Source organism: Vibrio sp. TRT 21S02 (genome assembly GCF_050113675.1).
GTDB lineage: Bacteria > Pseudomonadota > Gammaproteobacteria > Enterobacterales > Vibrionaceae > Vibrio.
In genome coordinates this window covers 388136-410416 of sequence record NZ_JBNJOI010000001.1, presented here as the reverse complement: position 1 = coordinate 410416, position 22281 = coordinate 388136, and the positions used below count along the sequence as shown (strand labels likewise).

Below are 22281 nucleotides of genomic sequence, written 5' to 3'. Positions count from 1 at the left end.
TCCTTTCATTAGAACTCTCTTAATAAATCAAAAGGTTAGTATGAGCAATAGTCTAGGAAGAATGACCGTCTTTAAGGCAAAGAATTCTGTTAAAAAGTTTGAAGCTATTTTTGACACTCCAGTTGAACCACTTCCAAAATTTGAATACGAGGCTAGTAAGTGTAAAGTCGAAGGGGTTGTAAAATTTGGTTTTATTGGTGGAGATGAGAAAACTCATCACAGTTACCCTTGGGTTACAATGCTGAAGGAACTGTCTGACGATTTAGTACCAAACTTTAAGATAAAGAATAGAACCCCTTGGGCAGTTATAGGAGTAAAGATTACTCCTGCCGGAAAAGAAAGCCGTTTCTTTTTGATAACATTTGGGATGCATACTTCAAGATTTGTTAATTCTGACAGAATTCTTAATGATTTTGGCATTAAAGTAGCTATGAATATATGTGACCAAAATTGCTTAAAGAAAGTAAATACTACAACACATTCTTCAATCTCGACATTAACAGATCGACAAGCTAGCAAAGGGACCAGTCTTGATATATTTGATATTGATGATGAGAAAGAATTCTTTAGATCCATAGCAGGAAATACTTACGAAGACTACCCTTTTATAAATTCATTTTCTGGTAGAAGTTCAATTACTGTAAATTTAAAAAAAGGAAAATTTATTGATAATGAAAACTTGGTTGAAATTTTACTTAGTTTAGAAAAAGCCTATGATCTTAAATCATATAAGGACAAGTTTCCTACTTATGGAAGACTAGATTATGTAAGTGATAATGATGATGTAAGTAAACTTGATGATAAATTGTTTGATAAAATTAGGAATAAAAATTTAAATAATATATATTTATCTCCAGACTTTATTCTAAGCGATGAATTTTCGTATTTTTCTTATGTCGATCCTAATGAAAATAAAAATGCTATTAAGTATGATGAACTAGATATAGATACATTTTTAAGTTATAAAAAAATCAGAGACAACTCTTCCGCCAAAACATTAAAAAACTGGAAAATTTATGGTGTAGATAATATAGGAGGAGAAGATAAATATTTTTCCATGCATGCATATAATTGTTTACATTGTGAGTTAGAGATTGATGGAACCTTTTATATATTAAGCTCAGGAATCTGGAGAAGTGTTGGTTCAGATTTTAAAAATGAAATTGACGATTATTTGAAGTTAAAAATATCAAATAATCCATCAAAATATTTGCCAAATAATATTTCTATTCATACTTCGGTCAAAGAAAAAGATAAATACGTAGATAGATACAAAGAAGAAACATACAACTCACATGCTGCAAATAATAACAAGAATCTATTTTTGTTTGATAAGTCAAAAATTTTGATAGGTAACGAAAAACGTTATGAAATTTGCGATTTATTACATATAAATAAAGAACTTATACACGTTAAACTTTTCAAAAATAGCTCAAGCTCATTGAGTCATTTATTCTTGCAAGCTCGATTTTATACTGACGCCTTTGTTAAAGATGTTGATACAAGAAGCTCAATGATCGACTTCATTAACAACAATAACTGTAAAGAAAATTTAAATAAAAACATTAAAGAATATTTAGATATAATTAAAGAAGAACGAAAGGAACTTCAAGAAACAACCTTCTCCATTTTATTATGCATATTATCATTTGATCAGAGTTTGTCATTAGATAAACTTCCATTTATGGCAAGGTATGAACTAGTTAAGACTCATTCTTATTTAAAAAAAGAACGAGGAATTGACTTGAGTTATACCATAAAAACGGTAAATAAAGTCAGGTCATAGAAATTAAATCCAAAACATAAAAATTGAAATTACGAAAATAAAACACGAGATTATTGAATGAATTATTTGATAATAATTATATAACCTCCTTAATGACATTAATATAAGGCATTAGAATGATTGAAAATATTAAATATAAATCTTCATTTTATTGGAACTGGATAAAATATACAGTCACTAAGACTGATACTCGTTCTGGAAAATTTTTTGATATCTTTATTCAGTTTTTAATTGTTATATCAGTTTTAACATTTTCAATAGAAACTCTACCTAATGTTGACAAAGAAACATGGAAAATATTAAAAGTTATTGAAATATCATGCGTTATAATCTTTACTTTTGAATATATTATTAGATTAATTTCTTCAAATAAGAAAATAAATTTTATATTTTCATTTTATGGAATTATAGATCTTATAGCTATAGTACCATTTTATATTTCTTCAGGGTTAGATCTTAGATCTGTAAGAAGCTTCCGATTGTTAAGAGTAATGAGGCTTCTAAAGCTAGCACGATATAACGAAGCTATGGTCCGTTACCGTATTGCTTTTACGATTATACGAGAAGAGCTAGTATTGTTTCTATGCACTTCAGCGATATTAATTTACATGTCAGCCGTAGGAATCTATTACTTCGAACATACAGCACAACCTGATAAATACGCGTCAATATTTCATAGTTTATGGTGGGCAGTCGGCACTTTAACTACAGTTGCATATGGTGATGTATACCCCGTGACAGTCGGCGGAAAAGTGTTTACCTTTTCGGTAATCATAATTGGATTAGGTATTGTTGCTGTACCAACTGGACTTTTTGCGTCTGCACTTACTAAGGCTCGTGAAATCAGTAACTCTGACAATATCATCCGTTAATTATGTCCGCGATTTGTTCGCTAAACGATATTAGTTGGAGACAAGATTCGTTTGAAGTTTGAAGCACCCTATCCGATATTGAGGCTTCTTAATTATCATAGAGGCCTTCTATCGTTCAGAAATCATTCTAAGTTACTCTAATCATAACGAGAAGGACAAACAGACAAGGGCAGGTCTGCATATGCCAAAACCAAAATTCTGTTATTCGCTCTGACTATTTCAGAGCCCCCTTAGATTATGAGCAGGCTTGCCTGCTCATTTTACTTAGTATTAAGCACTTAAACCGGTGGACTGGGATACTTGCCCGACAAGTTCTTTTAGGTTCGCTGCTATCTCGTTGAGTGTGGCTAATTCTTCTTCTGTGAATGGGTGTTTAAGCAGCTCTTGCGCACCATTTTTGCCAACAACTGTCGGTAAACTTAATACAACATCATGCAAGTCATATGCACCTTCCATCATGGTTGCAACGGGAAGTACAGAACGTTCATCAATGGCTATCGCCTGAATAATACGGAACACACTCGCAGCAATGCCATGGGTTGTGTTGAGCTTGCGTTTAAAGATCTCGTAGCCTGCCTGTTTCACCGACTCAAGTAACTCATCTGCGCAGATCCGTTCAATATGGTGGGTATCGCAATAATAATCGGCTGGCTGCCCTGCAATAGAAATCAGACTTTTCGGCGTAAAGCAGTTACTGCCGTGCTCACCTAATACGTAGCCAAAAATATTTTTAGGGTCGAGGTTAACGCGGTTCGCCACAATGGTCATCAGGCGCGCCGTATCAATCACACAGCCACTGCTGATCACATGAGAAGGCTTAAAGTTAGTATTTTTAACGATAAAGTGCGTCACGATATCGCATGGGTTCGTTACGACGATGAGAGTGGCATTGGGTGCAACACGCCCAACTTTTCTCGCAATTTCGACGCCGATTTTGCTGTTGATTTCGGCTAGATCGACGCGGGTTTGACCTTGTTTGATTTGCGCACCAGCGGTGATCACAACGATATCTGCCCCGATCAGCGATAAGTAGTCATCGGTTGGAACCAAGTGTGTGTTTTTAGAGAAGGTTAACGCCGCCGTATGGCGAAAATCAAACACCTCCCCTTCTGCTCGCTCTAAATTCTGGTCGAGAAGAACCAATTCACTTACGCTGCCCATGGTTAGGAGGTAGTTACAGATCCCCACACCCACGGAACCAGCGCCAATTACGCCAATCTTCATATTTCAATCCCTGATAATTTAATCAACTAAATTCAATTTTACTTATAAAAGGCTAACTTTCGTTAGTTTTTATTGCTATAAATTTAAATAACTAACCTTTTACCTTATATATATCTAGTTATTAACACTTTTGCATCATGAAAATGCTATTTAGAAATCCAAATGCTTAGATAACAAACAAAGCCCACTAAAAAGTGGGCTTTGTTATTAGGGGCTGTCACTATTTATCGCCGTTTGAAGAAACGTCCATCCGTTCGATACAGCAACAATGCAAACAGAATCAATCCACAACCGATCAGTTTATTGCCTGACAATGTTTCGTTATACCACGTTACACTCAGTACCACGGTCCATATGGGTTCAAGGATCATGATTAAAGCGGCATTCGCCGGATTGGTATGTTTTTGTCCAAGGGTTTGCATTACGTATCTCAACGCTGTGGCAAGTAAGGCACTGGCCGCAAACCAGCCCCAAATCGACGGTTCAACGGCTTCGGGAAATTCTTCAAATAACAGTGAAGTAATCAGTGAAAAGCAGCCAGTGACAAAAAGTTGGATGCAAGTGAGCAAGAGTACTGGTAACTTTTGCGAGTATTTGCTGTTCACATTAAAGTGCAGCGCAAGCATGGTGGCGTTGACTAAAAACCAGATGTGACTCGCTGACTGTTGCCACCCTCCCGCGAGCGATTAAAATGCCAAACCCGATATCGCAACAGGCATAGAAAACCAGAAAATTCGTTTTGGCTTTTGCCCGAACAACATCCATGCAATCAACGGCACCATTAACATGGAGAGGCTCACTATGAACGCCCCTTCCCCCAGCGTATCACTGATTGAAATCGCGTATATCCAACTCATTAACGCCATGGTGAGCAAGCATCCAACTGAGGCAGCTGAGCGGATGTCTTGCCAACGGGTTTTAAACAATGCTTTGTAGCATAGAGGCAATATACAAAGGGATGCGATCAGAAATCGCAGGCCAATAAAGCCAAACGGTGGTAGCCCTTGAATGGCTTCTTTGGAAAATACCCAGCCAAACGCTGCAAACAGCGTGGTGACGACTAAAATAGAGGCAGCTTTACGTTCAGCGTTCAATATCAATTACTCTTAGTATTTATTGTGTTTTACAACGCATTTTTTGTTGTGTGTGTTTGACTATGACAAATTCATTCAGAGAGTTCGACCGCAGTAATGATGATTTTCTCATTGTCCGAGAAAACACAGTGATTAATTTTTAACCAGCCATACTGTAACAAGCATTTCATCAATTGGGTGACGACAAAACTCAATCTTGGCGTTATTCTGCGCTTGTTCACGGTATAGAAAGAAGAGAATTATGTCGCCAATCATTGTCGGCCATCGAGGTGTCTCTGGCCGTTTTCCAGAAAATACACGAGTGAGTATTGAGGCCGCGATTCAGCTTGGCCTGAAATGGATTGAAGTGGATGTTCAACCTACAAAGGACAATGTGTTAGTGGTTTGCCATGATCACACGGTAAATCGTTGCAGCAACGGCTATGGCCGGGTGGATGCTCATACGTTGGCTGAATTACAAACGCTAGACTTTGGGGCTTGGTTTTCATCGGAGTTTCGTGGTGAACCAATCATGACCTTAGAAGTCCTTCTCCACTTGGCCTCTGTTCACGGCGTAAACCTTAATATCGAAGTGAAGATTGATCAGCAAGACACTGCGGCTGTCACACAACAATTGAAAACCATGTTAGACAAAGGCCCACTGGAACCTGATGCCATTATATTGTCGAGTTTTAACCACGATATTATTCGCCAACTCCATCAACATTGTCCGGGGTATCGATTAGCGGTGCTCAGTGACCGGCTGCGAAAGAAAGACTGGCAACTGTTAGAGGAAGTAAACGCATTTGGCTGTAACTTAAAGTTCCGCTGGGTTACTCAAAAGCAAGTCCGCATGCTACAAAACCATGGGTATCAAGTATGGTGCTTTACGGTAAACAACCCACGTAAGTTGAAGCATTTCTCAATGTTAGATGGCATTTTTTCTGACTATCCCGAACGTTTTCTTAAGGAACAATAGTTCGCTTTATTGCCCTTAAGTGCCTCAGTTGGCATCGGGCTGGTTCTCCGGCGCAGCTTTGATAAATGCAGGATGGCTGCTCAGCGCTTCGTAGATGCGTGAGATAATCGGAAATGACGACATATCCACGTTAAATCGAAGCGCGTTGTACACTTGAGGGACAAGGCAAACATCCACCAATGTGATTTGATCTCCGACGCTGTACATTCCATTGGTTGAAGCCAATTTCTTTTCGAGGGCGTGAAAGCCCAGCGCGATCCAGTGGTGATACCAAGACATCTTCTGCGCTTCCGTTACCTCAAAATCATCAGTTAAGAATTGCAACACACGTAAATTGTTAAGGGGATGGATGTCGACAGCAATGTCTTGCGCCAATGCTTTTACAAGATATCGGTCTTCTTTATGTGACGGCGTCACTAAATATTGAGGATAAACGTCGTCGAGATAATCGATGATGGCAAGCGATTGATTTAAGACTACATCACCATCCACAAGTACGGGCACCAATTCACTTGGATTAAGCGCTTGGTAACGAGCAGTGTGTTGCTCGCCTCCCTCTTTGATCAAGTGAACTGAATGATGTTCATAGTCGAGCTGCTTAAGGTTCAGCGCAATCCGCACCCGATAGGCTGCGGATGAACGCCAGTAACCATAGAGTTGAATCGCCATTAATACTTCACCACGCGTTGGTCGATGCTACCGAAGATGCTATTGCCATCTACATCACGCATTTCCATTCTGATGCGGTCGCCAAATTTCATAAATGACGTCGACGGTTTACCATCGCGTATGGTTTCGATCATCCGAACTTCCGCAATGCACGAATACCCAACACCGCCTTCTTTAATCGCGGTGCCATATTCTGTGCCTTGTTTGTTGGATACGGTGCCAGAGCCAATAATCGCCCCTGCCGACAATGGACGCGTTTTCGCAGCATGGGAGACCAGTTGAGGGAATTCAAACGTCATATCTACCCCCGCATTTGGGCAGCCAAACGGTTCGTCATTGTAGTAAGACAGCAAAGGTAGATTCACTTTGCCACCATCCCATGCCTCTCCTAATTCATCCGGCGTAACAGCCACTGGTGAAAAAACCGATGATGGCTTTGATTGGAAGAAGCCAAACCCTTTGGATAACTCTCCCGGGATCAAACCACGCAGTGACACATCATTTACCAGCATCAGCAGACGAATGCATTCTGCCGCTTGTTGATTCGATGCGCCCATGGGAACATCGTCAGTGATCACGGCTACTTCTCCCTCGAAATCGATTCCCCATTCTTCGCTGCCAAGTGGAATGTCATCTCTCGGGCCGATAAACGCATCAGAGCCGCCTTGGTACATCAGCGGATCGGTCCAGAAGCTGGCGGGCATTTCCGCATTTCTTGCTTTACGTACCAATTCAACATGGTTCACGTAGGCAGAACCATCTGCCCACTGAAAGGCACGTGGTAGAGGCGATTCACATAAGGTTTCATCAAAGGTGATTTCATTCACCAATTCACCATTGTTCAGCGCAGTAGAGACTTCATTGAGCTGAGGAGCAACATTTTCCCAATTATCCAAAGCTTGCTGCATGGTCTCGGCGATCTCCGGTACGGCAACACACTTGCTTAGACCTTTATTGACGACAACAAGCAAACCATCACGGTTTTCATTCTTCAGGGTCGCTAATTTCATATTCTTTCCCTATTTAGCAGCGCTCTCTTTCCAACTGTAGACATACGCTTTGTTTTCCACTTTTTGTGCTTCTTCACCAAAGTTAAGTGCATGACGCGTATCAATCATCACAGCGACTTCATCGGTGAATTTTTTCTCATGCGCTTGCCCTGCTTTGAAAGCCTTTGGATGCGGGCCATGGGCAAATCCAGCAGGATGAAAAGTCACCATACCCGCTTCAATATTGTCGCGGCTAAAAAAGTCACCCGCGTGGTAAAACAGCACTTCATCATAGTCATCATTGTTGTGGTAGAACGGCACTTTCAACGCACCGGGATCGCTCTCGATTGGGCGCGGTACAAACGTACAAATTACAAACCCATTCCCGACAAAGGTAGTGTGCGCAGATGGGGGTAAATGATAGCGATGAGACATGAGCGGACGTATGTCTCGCCAGTTCAATTTGACCACGGAAAGATCGCCATGCCATCCGATGGCATCAAGCGGGTTAAAGGGGTATGTTATCACGCTGACTTGGTCATGGCGCTTAACCTGAACTTGGGTTTGTTGCTCTGAATATTGAGCGCGAAATGAATCGTTGATCGAAGGAACTTCAAGCACTGCTGGGTCAAATACCGCATGATTTCCCACCAAACCTTTTTCCGGCAGAGAATACGCCGCGTCGGTATTTTCAATCATCAAGATAAACATGGGTGCGCTTGGCTCAAGTCGCCAGTTGGTTGAACGCGGGATCATCACATAATCCCCTTCACTCACCTCAAGGTGCCCATAGTCAGAATACAGCTCGGCGCTCCCTTGGTGAATGAATAGCAACTCATCACCATCGGCATTGCGGACTAAAAATTCCATCTTCTCATCTAACCGCCAGATGCGAATTTTACAGTCATTGTTGTGCAATAAATGCGGAACGGTCCAAGGAGAGTATTTCGCTGCACTTTCCACCAAATTGAAGTTAAATGCACGTGGTCTAAGCTCGCCTTCCCACTCACTCCAACCTGTTGGGGCATGTTGATGATGAAAGTGCGCTGCCGGGCCGAAAAAACCACTTCTTCCCGCTTCTCGCTCATAAATTGCTTCATCAGGAAAATCGGCATGGGCTTGCTTGGAGCACACCCCCTCCCGATGTGGAAAAGAAATCCATTTATGCATCGTTGAGTACTCCTCGGCGAATTTGATCTTCTTCTATCGATTCAAACAGCGCTTTAAAGTTACCTTCACCAAATCCTTCATTGCCCTTGCGCTGAATGATTTCAAAGAACACCGGACCAATTACGGTCTGGGTGAATATTTGCAGCAAAATGCCATCTTTCATTGGTGCACCATCGATTAAGATACGCAAATCACGCAGCGCTTCGATGTCTTCACTGTGCCCTTCAACACGCTCATTAACCTTTTCATAGTAGGTATCTGGCGTTGGCATAAAGTCCATTCCACGGTCACGAAGGGTGCGCACTGTGGCGTAGATGTCATCGGTGGTTAGCGCGATATGCTGGATGCCTTCGCCGTTGTACTCTCGAATAAACTCTTCAATTTGCGATTTGTCATCTGACGACTCATTGATAGGGATCCGGATCTTTCCACATGGCGCGGTCATCGCTTTACTCACCAGCCCTGTCAACTTACCTTCGATATCGAAGTAGCGGATCTCACGGAAATTACCAATGCGTTCATAGAAGTTCGCCCATACTTCCATGTTGCCTTGCTTGACGTTGTGCGTTAGGTGGTCAATCTCATACAAACCGACGTCCATTTTGCGAAGGCGGGAATCCACATCGTCGTAAAAAACGAAATCCACATCGTAAATGCTTTGTTTTCCGTAACGATCGACAAAATACAGTAAGCTGCCACCAATGCCGTAGATTGCCGGAATACTGAGCTCCATTGGGCCAATTTCCGTTACATATGCTTTGCCACCGTTGTTCAGTGCCTGCTCCAACGCAGTTGTCGAATTCTGCACCCGAAAAGCCATACCACACACAGATGGCCCATGCTCTTTCGCAAATTCTTCCGCCTGACTATGGGGTTGTGCATTGACGATGAAATTAATGTCACCTTGGCGATAGAGCCATGCTTCTTTTGATCGGTGCTTTGCCACTTCAGCAAACCCCAGTGAATTAAAAAGCGTTTTTAATGCCTCAATTCCTTTTGTATCCGCCGCGGTATATTCAACAAACTCAAACCCGTCGGTACCAAGGGGGTTATACAGTTCAGACATTGGCAACTCCTTCCGTTTCTTTGCTTTTAGTCATCTTTTAAAACTGAATTACCCACTGAAAAAAAGAAACCTTCAGCCCTCAATTCGCTAAACTAGAGAAAACAGAATCAAGTGTAATATTTACATTACATTAACATTTACATCTTTAGCAAAATCCAAAATAAGTCATTTAAATACAAAAGATTAGATTCAATAACATCAATAGTATCAATGAGAAAAAAGTGTATTTTAGAGTATTCCCACGCTTACAGTGTACATTTCATTAACATCTCATCTATTCAATGCATCTCTAACCAATTCATAAACAAATGAACAGCTCACATCAGAAGCAGTGATTAATTCCAAACAAAACATCAAATTCAATAATTATCACCAACAATCAGACACAAATAGAGACATATTTATTGATTTAACTCAGTGTTAAAGCGCATCAAACGGCGGTATGGTATCGGCCTCTGTTCCCTCATGAGGTATAACCATGACTCAAGTGAATCAAGAACGCTTAGTTGAACACTTTATCCAGCTAGTAAAAATCGACAGCGAATCACGCAACGAAAAACAAATCGCCGAGACACTGGCTGAACAGCTAGGTGAAATGGGCTTTACTGTACACAAACTTCCAGTACCTGAAGACGTTTCTAACGGCTTTAACGTCTATGCTCGCCTTGAAGGTAAGCTTGATGACAGCATCGTATTTAGCTGCCATATGGATACGGTAACTCCGGGAATCGGCATCGAACCTATCATTGAAGATGGCATCATTCGCTCAAAAGGCGACACTATCTTAGGTGGTGATGATAAATCAGGTATTGCAGCTGTAATGGAAGCTGTTCGTTGTATCCAAGCGGAAAACAAAGAACACAAAACCATCGAGATCGCATTTACGGTTCACGAAGAAGGCGGTTTATTTGGCTCGCTTCACTTCGATATGAATTACATTCAGTCAGATAAAGCGATCGTTCTTGATACAGGCGGTCCAATCGGTACCATCGTGAACTCAGCACCAGGCCAACAAAAAATTGTTGCTAACATTAAAGGCCGCCCTGCTCACGCTGGTCTAGCGCCAGAAGAAGGGATCAGTGCAATCCAAGTGGCGGCTGATGCCATCACGCAAATGAAGCTGCTTCGTATTGATGAAGAAACGACAGCAAACATTGGTGTTGTACGCGGTGGTCAGGCAACGAATATTGTCATGCCAGCACTTGAAATTGTGGCTGAAGCACGCTCATTGAATGCTGATAAACTTGATCAGCAAGTCGCTCATATGATTGAAACTTTCCAAGCAACTGCAGAAAAACATGGTGCAGAAGTCGAGATTGAATCAAGCCGAGCATACAATGCGTTCGTTATCGCAGATGATCACCCTCACATTCTAGCCATCAAATCGTCTTTTGAAGCGGTTGGCCTAGAACCATTCACTAAACGTACGGGTGGTGGTAGTGACGCGAATAACTTCAACGAAAAAGGGTTAACCACAGTAAACCTTTCTACGGGAATGGCAAAAGTTCATACTACGGAAGAGCATATTGCTGTCTCAGATATGGTAAAAATCACTGAATTTGTTAAGCATTACTTAACTAACTAATTAGTTGTGGTTAAATCTGTTGATTGCGTGAGGCTGCTCTCAGGAGCGGCCTTTTTATTGGTAATTTATTTATTTTCATACATTTACGCTATTGACCTTCCCCTAGGGGAACCCTTTATAGTATTTAACGTTTATCATTAAAGATACGTTATACGTCCCTTCTCTACGTATATGCCGGATAACCATTTTTATATCGCTTCTGCGGTGTTATTTTCACTTCCGACGTATCTTTAATGATTTTTTCTTTCTACTTCTCCTACTCCAACATTAATTCCTTTAATTCTGTTTCAACCTCATCTCAATCAGGTTGATATTCCCCTGTTAGATTTATGTGTACTGTTGATGTTGAGCTGCTAAATTTGCCGCTTACAATACGATTTACCCTCTTGACCTTACCCCTAGGGCAAACTTTATTATGTCGAAACTTCATTTAGTTAGGGCTTGCAATGCGTTACTCACGACTTCGCATTTTTTGGATTACAGCACTCAGCATTATGACAATGCTGGTGTCGTCTGTTGTATCCAGCGCCCCACTAATGACCTTTCACATGCTCAGCAATAACCAGACTCAAATGATGTCTAGTCATTGCGGCGAGCCAAGTTCAGACACAATGCAACATCCCGACACAAGCCACACGATGAAACACCAAAGCAGTTTTATAGCGTGTGCTGGTGATGTAGACATGCAACACAACTGCTGCGGTGCAACCTGTGTCAGCGTTCTCGGTTTTGTTCCTGTTACCGCGAATTCAGCCTTACTCCCTGCCCGATTGGCACTCATCCCCCATGAGCCTTTGCTGGTTGCAGTGAGTCGCGGCCGATCCCTTTACCGTCCTCCTATACTATAAATTCCTTACTTTATTCATCATTTCGCCCTAATTAGGTTGCGAAGAGTTTTAGCACGCTATTTTTCAGCGCATATAAAGTGGATTTATTTGTGAAAATGACCCCAAGCTTACTGGCACTTTCTATAAGTGCTATGGCATTGGTCAGCTCACCCGTATTTTCTGCGGTACAAGCGGCCCAGACTACGCAGTCAGCAACTAATGTCGATTCCTTAACGCTTCTCATCGAGCAAGCACTGGCTCACGATGCAAGTAGAAAGCAGTTTTACGCACAATCTCAGGCAATGAGGGAAACGGGTGTTGCGAGTTCAACACTCATGGATCCAAAGCTAAAAGTCGGTTTTGGTGGCCTACCCGTTGATAGCTTCAAATTTGATGACGATCCGATGACCAATATTTCAGTTGGATTGATGCAGCAATTTGAAAGAGGCGACACTCTCGATTTACAAGCGAAAAAAACCAATCAACAAGCTGATGGTATTGCGCTGAAGGTTTCTGCAAGAGAGCTTGACGTGGCTAATAACATGACCAAGCTATGGCTTGAACTTGGCTATCAACAACAAGCAAGAAAAATCCTGACTCAGAATAAACAGCTGATGTCAGAACTTGCACGCTACATTCAAACTAATTATTCAATTGGTAAGAGTGAAGCTCAAGATCTGCTCAACGCTCAACTTCAAGTCAGCAAGCTTGATGAGAAGTTACAAGCTAACTTACAAGTACAAAACCGCATAATCTCCCAGCTCTCTGAGTGGCTTGGCTCTGAATGGCTTGCAACCAACCAACACATTCAAGCTTCAAACCAACTCAACTGGGCGTTGCTAAATCAACGATTAAGTGAAGGCAATCAAACCAAGCATTACGCACAGCTTAGCCAACATCCGCTGATCAAAATGGCCGATGTGACAATAAAAACCAATCAAACTCAGGTTGAAATCGCCGAACAGGCTTACAACCCGCAATTCGGTGTTGAAGTCATGTACGCCTATCGCCAAGCCAATAACATGCGTGGAGAACCCGCATCTGACTTGGTCAGTGCCTACCTCACCATGGATATTCCTCTTTTCACTGGGAATCGTCAGGATAAAAATCATGCGGCTGCGCAATATCAAGTCGGAGCCGCAAAATCTCAAAAAGATCAGCTACTAGCGCAGATGAATGCGCAGGTGAACGCTTTACTCGTTGACAAACACAACCTTGAACAGCGATTGGCTCGTTATCAAGGAACCTTGCTCACACAAGCAAAAGCACGAACCAAGGCTGTTGAACGAGGGTATCAAAACAATACCTCTCAATTTAATGATGTGATTCTGGCAGCACGTGATGAGCTCAGCCTCCAACTTGAAGAGCTGCGTCTCGTGACGGATCTCAATATTGTTCAGAGTAATTTAGCTTCACTACTGAACGGTTTTGAATTTTCGACTCAAACGCCTGTTATCACGCAAACATCATCAGCAAACGACTAATCTCTGCAAGGAAAAATTATGAAAACAATGCAAGTCGCCACCATCGCTTTGCTGATTGGTGGAGCCATTGGCTTCGGTGCAAACACATTTATCAACGGCCACGACATGACCACAATGGCCAATGCGGATAACAGCAGCGCATCGAACGAGCCACTTTATTGGGTTGCCCCAATGGACCCGAACTACAAACGTGACAAGCCCGGCAAATCGCCAATGGGCATGGATCTTATCCCTGTTTATGCAGAAGATTTGGCTGGCGAAAATGATAAGCCGGGCACGGTTAAAATTGACCCAGCGGTGGAAAACAATCTCGGTGTAAAAACCGCGTCAGTGACGTCAGCACAGCTTTCTCCTCGCATTGAAACCGTTGGCTATATTGCCTTTGATGAAAGTCTACTTTGGCAAACCAACGTTCGTGTTGCTGGTTGGGTAGAAAAACTCTACATCAATGCAGTTGGGGAACAGGTGCGACGTGGTGATGTGCTTTTCACACTCTACTCACCTGAGCTTGTGAAAGCACAAGAAGAGTTACTCAATGCTTACCGAACGGGTCGCAGTGGCTTAGTGAAAGGCGCAACAGAGCGCTTGGTTTCACTCGGTGTAGACCGCGCCCAGATAAAACAAATTGTTAAGCGTGGAAAGGCTTCACAAACCATTGAAGTAAAAGCGTTGGCCGATGGTGTTATTGCCAGCCTTAACATTCGCGAAGGGGGTTACTTGTCTCCTGCGCAAGCCGTGATCAGTGCCGGACCACTGGAAGAAGTTTGGGTCGATGCGGAAGTGTTTGAACGCCAAGCACATTGGATTAACGCTGGTAGCAAAGCCACTATGACATTAGACGCCCTACCCGGTAAACAATGGGTTGGCGCGGTCGATTATGTTTACCCTATTCTAGACCCGAGTACTCGAACCCTGCGCGTAAGGCTTAAATTTACCAATCCAGATGGTGCCTTGAAGCCAAACATGTTTGCCAACATTGCGCTGCAGCCTGTCAGTGAGCAATCCGTTTTGACCATTCCAAAAGCGTCGGTTATTCGATCCGGTGGTATGACACGTGTTGTTTTAGCTGAAGGTAATGGTAAATATCGCTCAGCCCGCATTGAAGTTGGACGTGAAGCGGGTGACAAAATCGAAGTACTGCAAGGCCTAACAGACCAAGACCGCGTTGTGACTTCTGCCCACTTCATGCTGGATTCTGAATCTAGCCAGTCTGCAGATTTATCAAGAATCAACGGCATTGAGCCACCAGCAGAAACAGTTTGGGCAAAAGGTGAAATCACCGACATCATGGCCGACCACGGCATGCTGACCATCAATCACCAACCCGTACCGGAATGGGATTGGCCCGGTATGACGATGAACTTCAATGCCTCAAAAACACTGGATATTTCATCGTTGACCAAAGGCCAAGCGATTGAATTTGAGATGCAAAAAACACCAGATGGTCAATATGAAGTTGTCGACTTCAAAGCCAATGACAGCATCATCACACCAGAGATTTGGGTGACTGGAGATATCTCCATGCTAATGGCTGATTTTGGCATGATCACCCTTTCACACTTGCCTGTTGCCGAGTGGAACTGGGACGCTGGCGAAATGAACTTCTCTGTTGGTGAGGAGGTCGATCTAAGCGGCTTTCAAGAAGGCCAAAAAGTTCGGTTTCTGATCAGCAAAAATGGTTCCGAATACGCCCTAAAAGCTTTGAAAGCATTGGAGGGTGAACAATGATTGGCGCGATTATCCGTTGGTCAATCAACAACCGATTCATGGTATTGATTGCCACGTTATTTCTCACGTTAGCTGGGTTGTACAGCGTAAAAAATACGCCAGTTGATGCCCTTCCCGACTTGTCAGATGTTCAGGTGATCATCAAGACAAGCTACCCGGGTCAAGCTCCTCAAGTGGTTGAAGACCAAGTGACTTATCCGCTCACAACCGCCATGTTGGCGGTACCGGGTGCGGAAACAGTTCGAGGTTATTCCTTCTTTGGCGACTCATACGTTTACATCATCTTTAACGATGATACCGACATGTATTGGGCACGTTCTCGTGTGCTTGAATACTTAAGCCAAGTTGCCCCTAAGCTGCCACCAAGCGCAAAACCAACCTTGGGGCCGGATGCAACCGGTGTGGGCTGGATTTACAGTTATGTATTGCAAGATAAAACGGGCAAACATGACTTAGCGCAGCTGCGCACGCTGCAAGATTGGTTCTTAAAATACGAGTTGCAAACCGTTGAAGGGGTTTCTGAAGTCGCTACCGTTGGTGGTATGGTGAAACAGTATCAAGTCCAGATCGATCCAGCAAAGCTACGTGCTTACGATTTGACACTGCAACAAGTCAATATGGCGATTCAAAACGGTAACCAAGAAACGGGAGCCTCGGTTATCGAAGTGGCCGAAGCGGAACACATGGTCCGTACAACAGGTTACTTAACCGATATTGAAGACATCAAGTCCCTGCCGTTAAAAGTCACGAAGAAAGGAACGCCGTTGTTACTCGGCGACATTGCTGACATCAACATCGGCCCACAAATGCGCCGTGGTATTTCTGAATTTAACGGTGAAGGTGAAGCCGTCGGTGGTGTTATCGTGATGCGCTTTGGTAAAAACGCCAGTGAAGTCATCGATAACGTGAAAGCAAAGCTCAGCGAACTTCAACGCGGCCTACCGGAAGGCGTTGAGATTGTTGCGACCTACGATCGCTCAACGTTGATCAATGCAGCCGTCGAAAACTTATGGAAAAAGCTCGCTGAAGAATTCATCGTGGTCGCGATAGTGTGTGCGCTGTTCTTGTTCCATATTCGTTCTTCGCTTGTTATCGCCTTGAGCTTGCCTGTTGGGATCTTATCTGCCTTTATCGTCATGCACTGGCAAGGGATCAACGCCAACATCATGTCTCTTGGCGGTATTGCGATAGCCATTGGCGCTATGGTGGACGGCGCAATCGTGATGATTGAAAACGTTCACAAGCATATTGAACGAACGCCACTGACCGATAAAAATCGCTGGCAAGTAATAGGCAAAGCCGCGGAAGAAGTGGGCGCGCCACTATTCTTCTCACTCCTTATCATTACGTTAAGTTTTGTTCCTGTGTTCGCATTGGAAGGACAAGAAGGCAAAATGTTCTCTCCTCTTGCCTTCACAAAAACCTATGCGATGGCGGCCGCGGCTGGTTTAGCCATCACCTTAGTCCCTGTGCTGATGGGCTACTTTATTCGCGGTAACGTGCTACCTGAACATAAAAACCCGGTGAATAAAGGCTTGGTCGCACTTTATCGTCCGCTGCTCAACCTTAGCCTCAGCTACCCAAAAACGATGATCATACTCGCTCTAGGTTTAATGGCATCAGCTTACTACCCGACAACAAAACTGGGCAGTGAGTTCATCCCACCATTGGATGAAGGCGATTTAATGTACATGCCAACGACCTATCCGGGGATCTCAATTGGTAAAGCACGCGAGTTGCTGCAACAAACCAACAAGCTGATCAAAACCGTACCGGAAGTACAAACGGTATGGGGCAAAATTGGCCGTGCTGAAACCGCAACCGATCCAGCGCCGCTGACTATGATTGAAACTGTCATCCAACTAAAACCACGCGACCAATGGCGTGACGGCGTCACCACCGAATCATTACGTAAGGAGTTCGACGACTTAGTACAGTTCCCCGGGTTAACCAATGCTTGGGTGATGCCAATTAAAACGCGTATCGACATGCTAGCGACTGGGATCAAGACACCGATTGGTATCAAGATCGCAGGCCCAGACTTAAAAGTCATTGAGAAAATCGGGGCAGATTTAGAGCCGATTCTAGATGGCATCAACGGCACAGCCTCTGTTTATGCAGAACGTGTCGCAGGGGGTCGCTATGTGACAATAGACATCAAGCGTCGTGCGGCTGCTCGTTATGGGTTGAGCATCAAAGATGTTCAGCAAGTGATTTCAACGGCCGTTGGCGGTATGAACGTCGGAGAAACCATTGAAGGGCTTGAACGTTACCCAATTAACGTTCGCTACCCACAAGACTACCGTGATTCGGTTGTGAAGTTGCAGAACTTGCCACTTGTCACGCCAAATGGGGCTCGCATTGCACTCGCTGACGTTGCCGATATCCGTTACGAAGATGGCCCACCAATGATCAAGACCGAAAACGCGCGTCCTAATGGCTGGGTGTTTGTCGACATCGATGGCAGAGACCTTGGCTCCTACGTCGTTGAAGCGCAGCAGGTCGTTGCTGACCAACTTGTGTTGCCCGCGGGATACTCACTTGCTTGGTCTGGGCAATATGAATACATGGAACGTGCGAAAGAGCGCTTAAGTGTTGTGGTCCCTATCACGCTGGCCATCATCATGTTGCTGCTCTACTTCAGCTTCCGCCGCATTGGTGAAGTACTGATCATCATGGCGACATTACCGCTGGCAATGGTTGGCGGCCTGTGGCTAATGCATTACCTCGGTTACAACTTCTCCATTGCCGTTGGCGTGGGCTTCATCGCCCTTGCGGGGGTTGCTGTAGAAATCGGTGTGATCATGTTGGTGTATCTAAACCAAGCTTGGCATTACCGAAAACTGCATGCGAGCGAAAACCAGCAATCACTCAATCATGAGGATCTCACCGAGGCCATTCGTGAAGGTGCCGGCTTACGTGTCCGTCCCGTAATGATGACCGTACTGACCGTCATTATCGGCTTGATCCCAATTATGTACGGTGAAGGAACGGGTTCTGAAGTGATGCAACGTATCGCAGCCCCCATGATCGGCGGTATGGCTTCTGCCCTACTTCTTACTTTGTTAGTACTTCCTGCCATTTTCAAATTATGGAAATCCAGAGAAGTGAAAAAAAGCTTAAACAAACACTAATTCAACTCTCCCTAGGGCTGTCCCAACAAAAGAAACATTTTGTTGCCCTAGGGAACCTTATTAAAAAGGAACAAACCATGAAAAAAACACTGATTACTCTGGCACTAGCGCTTACTACAACCACTGCATTTGCTGACAAAATGGACCATTCAAATATGGATCATGGCAATATGGACCACGGTTCAATGAAAATGGATCACAGCAAGATGGATCACTCAGGCATGATGAATATGGAAGGCATGTCTGATGTCGGTATGCCAGCAAAAGGAGCTAAACCAGATAAAGTTGTGCATGTTCTTCTTAGCGATGACATGAAGATCACTTTCAAAAAAGAAGTAAAGATCGAGCCAAATGACGTCGTTCAATTTGTGGTGATGAACACTGGCAAAATTGACCATGAATTTTCCATCGGTTCTGCAGCTGAACAGTTAAAACATCGCGAGATGATGAAAACCATGAGTGCGCATGCACACGATAGTGGCAGCACGGTTACGGTAAAACCGGGGAAAGCTAAGCAACTACTTTGGCATTTCCACGGCGACAATAACGTCGAGTTTGCGTGCAATATTCCTGGCCACGCTGAGGCCGGCATGGTGAAGTCTATTCGCCTATAATTACGCTTCTCTGAGCTAAGTTTGGCTTAGCTCAGAGATTTCGAACACAATGCGATTAAATTTGATTTTGATCAATTGAACAACACCACTCTGCTTCCTACGCTTACTGATAATAAGGACTAAACGAAAGCTGGAGGCTCCCCATGAAAACCACAACCATAGCATTAGGGATTGCGGCTATTTTCGTCTGCACAACCGCTCTTGCTGCAAAAACCATGACCTTAGAAACAACCAAACTTAACACCAACCTTAATTTGGATGGGCAAGTTGATGAGGTATGGAACAAGGCTAAATCCCTGAAAGTTAAAGTAAACAAACTCCCTTACAAACCCAACAATGGTTATGAAGGGATCAAGAAAACCAATGTCGTGATGCGTTCATTTTATGATGACACATATATCTACTTTCTGGTTCAGTACGCAGACCCAACCCTTAGCATTGAACGTTTTCCTTGGATGAAACAAGCCGACGGCAGTTGGAAACAATTGATCAATAAAGACAGCACAGGCCATGAGAATACCTACTACGAAGACAAATTTGCCCTGTACTGGAACATCAATGCCGACGGTTTTGACCAAAAAGGCTGTAACGCAGCTTGCCACCGAGCCAAAGATGGCATGATCGAAGGCCGTAAAGATAAAAACCCAGCGCGAAAATTTACCAAGGTAGACGGTCAATATATCGATATGTGGCATTGGAAAGGCGTGCGAACTTCCCCTCACAATCAACTTGATGATCAATATGTCGATAGCAATACCGATCCTAAGAAAAACAAAGGTTGGGGTCGAAAAGGCGACAGTAAAACTGGCGGCGGCTATGTCAATAACATCAAAGATGGTCAACCTGCTTTTGTGGCAGACAACCTAACTGACACAACTCTACTGATCCTTGAATCTGAGAAAAAACCTTTCACCCAAGAGTACAATCAATCCAATCGCATTCCGGGATTAACAGGCGCACCATTTACGGGATCACGTGGTGACATTGATGTTTATGCACAGTGGAACAATGGGATCTGGACACTAGAAATGAGACGAAAACTGGTGACCACGGGTGAAAACGCAGATACACAAGATGTCCAGTTTAATGACCTCACCAAGCCATATCCATTTGGCGTGGCTGTGTTTGACAACACCCAGATAAATCACATCTATCACCTTGGTGTGATCAACCTTCAATTCAAATGATGCTCGGGCTGAGGTGGGCCAATGTCGGCCTACCTCTTCGAACCTTTGGGAGGCGATATGCACACATGGTCTGTTCGTGCCGTTTGTATTGTCCTATTTACAACTTTCAGTGGCTGCATGTTCTATGCTCACGCCGAAGAGACGTTTAGCGCTCAATTGTCCCCTAGCAACACTCTTGAACATATTCAAAAAGAGAACAAACGCTGTATTCGATGCCACCAGAAAGAACGTTTATTGAAACAGATTAGTGCGATTCATTCCGTAGGGAAACACGCAAGTAGTGAGTACGAGAACAACTGTACGGCCTGCCACGGCGATAAAGAAAAACACCCAAAAGATGACCACACCATCATTCCCCAACGAGACAGCCTGCTCTTTAGTGTTTGGGAGCAAAACCAGCGTTGTGTTTCATGTCACTCCCCTATTCTGTTACGACAGTCAGACTGGACCCATGATGTACATGCCGCCAAGTTAACCTGTTCTAATTGTCATCAACTTCATCGCTCCCACGACCCGATTATTGGCATACAACCCCGTTTTAGAATTGGGTTATGCGCGACCTGTCATGAAAGCATGAAACAGATAAAGCATTACAAACGATTGAAAAGCGAGGAATAAGATCATGAAGAAAACGTTGATATTAATGGTGTTCCTGCTTACCAGCGCTGTTTATTCAGCGGCTGACGAATTACCAAATCCAGAGCAAGACAACCTTGCCAACCGGCATTTGCAAGATGAGGCTTGTGCTGGGCAGTGTCATGAAGGGGAGGAAGTCTCTGATGATTTGGAATTTGAGTATCAAAGCTGCATTGAATGCCATGATTTGATGGTGAACCTTGACGGTAAAGCACACAACATAAAACACCAAGATGACGAACAGATGGTCTGTGTGGACTGCCACGTACCACATGAAGCCTATGCCCCAAAAGAAGGTTGCATTGATTGCCACGATGAAGAGGATGAAGCGATATCAAGTGAGTTATCCCACGTTCATATCAAAGCTCAGCCTTCCTATTTTCAGTTTATTTTTAAACGATTTAACAACCAAACTTTATCCCAAAGCGATCAAGCCTCACTCTAAAAGTCAGTTATCAATTATAAAACAACGAGTTACCAACATTATTATTGGAAAGACATGGCGTAAGAACTCATTTTCAAACTATCACGCAAACCTTGCAAGTTAACCTCTGCCAATGAGAGAAAGATACGATGTGCATATTTTTTCGAGTAATGACAAGGAGCTTCGAGATCTGGAACCATTATCGTTGTACACCCAGCCATTCTGCTTGCTTTGATCCGATAATTGCTTCGCTCAAAAACAATGCACTTTCTTGTCGGAAGCTTCAGTTTGGTACTAATAAAGTGATACGTCTCAGAAGTGACTTTCTGAAACCTTAAATCCTCTCCGCTAATAATCAATTCAAACTTCTCCAATAAATCCGTTTTTGAGAAGTTAAATTCTATACATTGATAAGGTGAAGACGTCACAAGAACACATGGAATACCATTTTCAATAGCCTGATCAAATAAATCTCTAAATCCTCGTTTAAAAACAGGAACTGTGCTAGTTAGGTTTAAATAATACGCTTCACGAACCGCTTTAAATCGGACCATATCTATTTTACTTCTATATAAGTTCTCTATAATTTTGTAGCTTTCTTCCTCACTAATGCCGATAAGTTCAGTATATTGATATTCGTTGATAAAAATACCCTGTTCAAATGCAGCATAATACCAACTCCGTTGATAGGCTAACTCAGTTTCAAATATTAACCCATTCATATCAAATAATAATGCACAATCCTTTTCATACGGCATAGAAAACATTAGCTAATCCTTATTAAATACATTACGGAAATAACGCGCATTTAAAACCTGCTATCATCAGATAGCA

General features: G+C 43.3%; 18 protein-coding genes and 1 pseudogene. 12 read left to right on the top strand and 7 right to left on the bottom strand.

All coding sequences use genetic code 11. The annotated features are described in order from the left end of the window. The first annotated feature begins 40 nt into the window (after nt 1-40). Nucleotides 41-1786 (top strand): DUF6119 family protein, encoded by a 1746-nt coding sequence (locus ACQEXU_RS01895; protein WP_427009445.1) that lies wholly within the window; start codon nt 41-43, stop codon nt 1784-1786. A 116-nt stretch (nt 1787-1902) separates the two neighbouring features. Continuing rightward, entirely contained in the window at nt 1903-2658 is a 756-nt protein-coding gene (locus tag ACQEXU_RS01890) for an ion transporter (protein ID WP_427009444.1), read from the top strand. Nucleotides 2659-2928: 270 nt separating this feature from the next. Here ACQEXU_RS01890 and ACQEXU_RS01885 read toward each other — a convergent pair whose 3' ends face one another. Beyond that, nucleotides 2929-3882, bottom strand: a complete 954-nt coding sequence (locus tag ACQEXU_RS01885) for a lactate/malate family dehydrogenase (protein WP_427009443.1) — start codon at nt 3880-3882, stop codon at nt 2929-2931. Nucleotides 3883-4106: 224 nt separating this feature from the next. Further along, a pseudogene (locus ACQEXU_RS01880) lies at nt 4107-4976 on the bottom strand (DMT family transporter). 241 nt (nt 4977-5217) lie between these two features. Here ACQEXU_RS01880 and ACQEXU_RS01875 point away from each other — a divergent pair. After that, nucleotides 5218-5934: a glycerophosphodiester phosphodiesterase family protein gene (locus ACQEXU_RS01875; protein ID WP_427009442.1), complete on the top strand. Its 717-nt coding sequence runs from the start codon at nt 5218-5220 to the stop codon at nt 5932-5934. Nucleotides 5935-5958: 24 nt separating this feature from the next. Here the strand turns inward: ACQEXU_RS01875 and maiA are convergent, their stop codons facing one another. From maiA to hppD, 4 genes are read right to left on the bottom strand one after another with little or no spacing between them, the layout of a single operon-like run. Further along, nucleotides 5959-6603 (bottom strand): maleylacetoacetate isomerase, encoded by a 645-nt coding sequence (maiA, locus tag ACQEXU_RS01870; protein ID WP_427009441.1) that lies wholly within the window; start codon nt 6601-6603, stop codon nt 5959-5961. Then, on the bottom strand, nt 6603-7613 hold the full coding sequence (locus ACQEXU_RS01865) for a fumarylacetoacetate hydrolase family protein (RefSeq protein WP_427009440.1): 1011 nt from the start codon (nt 7611-7613) through the stop codon (nt 6603-6605). The genes maiA and ACQEXU_RS01865 overlap by 1 nt, the downstream gene beginning before the upstream one ends. Nucleotides 7614-7622: 9 nt before the next feature. Then, the gene (locus ACQEXU_RS01860) at nt 7623-8762 is read right to left on the bottom strand and encodes a homogentisate 1,2-dioxygenase (RefSeq protein ID WP_427009439.1); all 1140 of its coding nucleotides are present in this window, start codon (nt 8760-8762) and stop codon (nt 7623-7625) included. Beyond that, the gene (gene hppD / locus ACQEXU_RS01855) at nt 8755-9828 is read right to left on the bottom strand and encodes a 4-hydroxyphenylpyruvate dioxygenase (RefSeq protein WP_427009438.1); all 1074 of its coding nucleotides are present in this window, start codon (nt 9826-9828) and stop codon (nt 8755-8757) included. Before hppD ends, ACQEXU_RS01860 begins: the two co-directional genes overlap by 8 nt. Before the next feature lie 478 nt (nt 9829-10306). Between hppD and ACQEXU_RS01850 the strand changes: the two genes are divergently transcribed. The 9 genes from ACQEXU_RS01850 to ACQEXU_RS01810 all read left to right on the top strand — a co-directional run bounded on the left by ACQEXU_RS01850 (nt 10307) and on the right by ACQEXU_RS01810 (nt 21468). Further along, entirely contained in the window at nt 10307-11413 is a 1107-nt protein-coding gene (locus ACQEXU_RS01850) for a M20/M25/M40 family metallo-hydrolase (protein ID WP_427009437.1), read from the top strand. A gap of 446 nt (nt 11414-11859) precedes the next feature. After that, entirely contained in the window at nt 11860-12261 is a 402-nt protein-coding gene (locus tag ACQEXU_RS01845) for a hypothetical protein (RefSeq protein WP_427009436.1), read from the top strand. An 89-nt stretch (nt 12262-12350) separates the two neighbouring features. Further along, the gene (locus tag ACQEXU_RS01840; protein ID WP_427009435.1) at nt 12351-13724 is read left to right on the top strand and encodes a TolC family protein; all 1374 of its coding nucleotides are present in this window, start codon (nt 12351-12353) and stop codon (nt 13722-13724) included. Between the two features lie 18 nt (nt 13725-13742). Then, entirely contained in the window at nt 13743-15452 is a 1710-nt protein-coding gene (locus ACQEXU_RS01835) for an efflux RND transporter periplasmic adaptor subunit (RefSeq protein WP_427009434.1), read from the top strand. After that, entirely contained in the window at nt 15449-18586 is a 3138-nt protein-coding gene (locus ACQEXU_RS01830) for an efflux RND transporter permease subunit (RefSeq protein ID WP_427009433.1), read from the top strand. The genes ACQEXU_RS01835 and ACQEXU_RS01830 overlap by 4 nt, the downstream gene beginning before the upstream one ends. Before the next feature lie 77 nt (nt 18587-18663). Further along, a complete protein-coding gene (gene copI, locus ACQEXU_RS01825) occupies nt 18664-19200 on the top strand; it encodes a copper-resistant cuproprotein CopI (RefSeq protein WP_427009432.1) in 537 nt (178 codons plus the stop codon). A gap of 143 nt (nt 19201-19343) precedes the next feature. Further along, nucleotides 19344-20387, top strand: coding sequence for an ethylbenzene dehydrogenase-related protein (locus ACQEXU_RS01820; RefSeq protein WP_427009431.1), 1044 nt, complete (start codon nt 19344-19346; stop codon nt 20385-20387). Between the two features lie 57 nt (nt 20388-20444). Further along, nucleotides 20445-21005 carry a cytochrome C gene (locus ACQEXU_RS01815; protein WP_427009430.1) on the top strand — a complete coding sequence of 187 codons (561 nt, stop codon included), beginning with the start codon at nt 20445-20447 and terminating at the stop codon, nt 21003-21005. A 4-nt stretch (nt 21006-21009) separates the two neighbouring features. Continuing rightward, entirely contained in the window at nt 21010-21468 is a 459-nt protein-coding gene (locus ACQEXU_RS01810) for a cytochrome c3 family protein (protein ID WP_427009429.1), read from the top strand. 41 nt (nt 21469-21509) lie between these two features. Here ACQEXU_RS01810 and ACQEXU_RS01805 read toward each other — a convergent pair whose 3' ends face one another. Continuing rightward, a complete protein-coding gene (locus ACQEXU_RS01805) occupies nt 21510-22214 on the bottom strand; it encodes an HAD family hydrolase (RefSeq protein ID WP_427009428.1) in 705 nt (234 codons plus the stop codon). Nucleotides 22215-22281 lie beyond the last annotated feature (67 nt).

Bases quoted from the DNA above. Each gene is read 5' to 3' on its own strand.
- ACQEXU_RS01895 (WP_427009445.1), top strand. From the start codon at position 41: ATGAGCAATAGTCTAGGAAGAATGACCGTCTTTAAGGCAAAGAATTCT.
- ACQEXU_RS01890 (WP_427009444.1), top strand. From the start codon at position 1,903: ATGATTGAAAATATTAAATATAAATCTTCATTTTATTGGAACTGGATA.
- ACQEXU_RS01885 (WP_427009443.1), bottom strand. From the start codon at position 3,882: ATGAAGATTGGCGTAATTGGCGCTGGTTCCGTGGGTGTGGGGATCTGT.
- ACQEXU_RS01875 (WP_427009442.1), top strand. From the start codon at position 5,218: ATGTCGCCAATCATTGTCGGCCATCGAGGTGTCTCTGGCCGTTTTCCA.
- maiA (WP_427009441.1), bottom strand. From the start codon at position 6,603: ATGGCGATTCAACTCTATGGTTACTGGCGTTCATCCGCAGCCTATCGG.
- ACQEXU_RS01865 (WP_427009440.1), bottom strand. From the start codon at position 7,613: ATGAAATTAGCGACCCTGAAGAATGAAAACCGTGATGGTTTGCTTGTT.
- ACQEXU_RS01860 (WP_427009439.1), bottom strand. From the start codon at position 8,762: ATGCATAAATGGATTTCTTTTCCACATCGGGAGGGGGTGTGCTCCAAG.
- hppD (WP_427009438.1), bottom strand. From the start codon at position 9,828: ATGTCTGAACTGTATAACCCCCTTGGTACCGACGGGTTTGAGTTTGTT.
- ACQEXU_RS01850 (WP_427009437.1), top strand. From the start codon at position 10,307: ATGACTCAAGTGAATCAAGAACGCTTAGTTGAACACTTTATCCAGCTA.
- ACQEXU_RS01845 (WP_427009436.1), top strand. From the start codon at position 11,860: ATGCGTTACTCACGACTTCGCATTTTTTGGATTACAGCACTCAGCATT.
- ACQEXU_RS01835 (WP_427009434.1), top strand. From the start codon at position 13,743: ATGAAAACAATGCAAGTCGCCACCATCGCTTTGCTGATTGGTGGAGCC.
- ACQEXU_RS01830 (WP_427009433.1), top strand. From the start codon at position 15,449: ATGATTGGCGCGATTATCCGTTGGTCAATCAACAACCGATTCATGGTA.
- copI (WP_427009432.1), top strand. From the start codon at position 18,664: ATGAAAAAAACACTGATTACTCTGGCACTAGCGCTTACTACAACCACT.
- ACQEXU_RS01820 (WP_427009431.1), top strand. From the start codon at position 19,344: ATGAAAACCACAACCATAGCATTAGGGATTGCGGCTATTTTCGTCTGC.
- ACQEXU_RS01815 (WP_427009430.1), top strand. From the start codon at position 20,445: ATGCACACATGGTCTGTTCGTGCCGTTTGTATTGTCCTATTTACAACT.
- ACQEXU_RS01810 (WP_427009429.1), top strand. From the start codon at position 21,010: ATGAAGAAAACGTTGATATTAATGGTGTTCCTGCTTACCAGCGCTGTT.
- ACQEXU_RS01805 (WP_427009428.1), bottom strand. From the start codon at position 22,214: ATGTTTTCTATGCCGTATGAAAAGGATTGTGCATTATTATTTGATATG.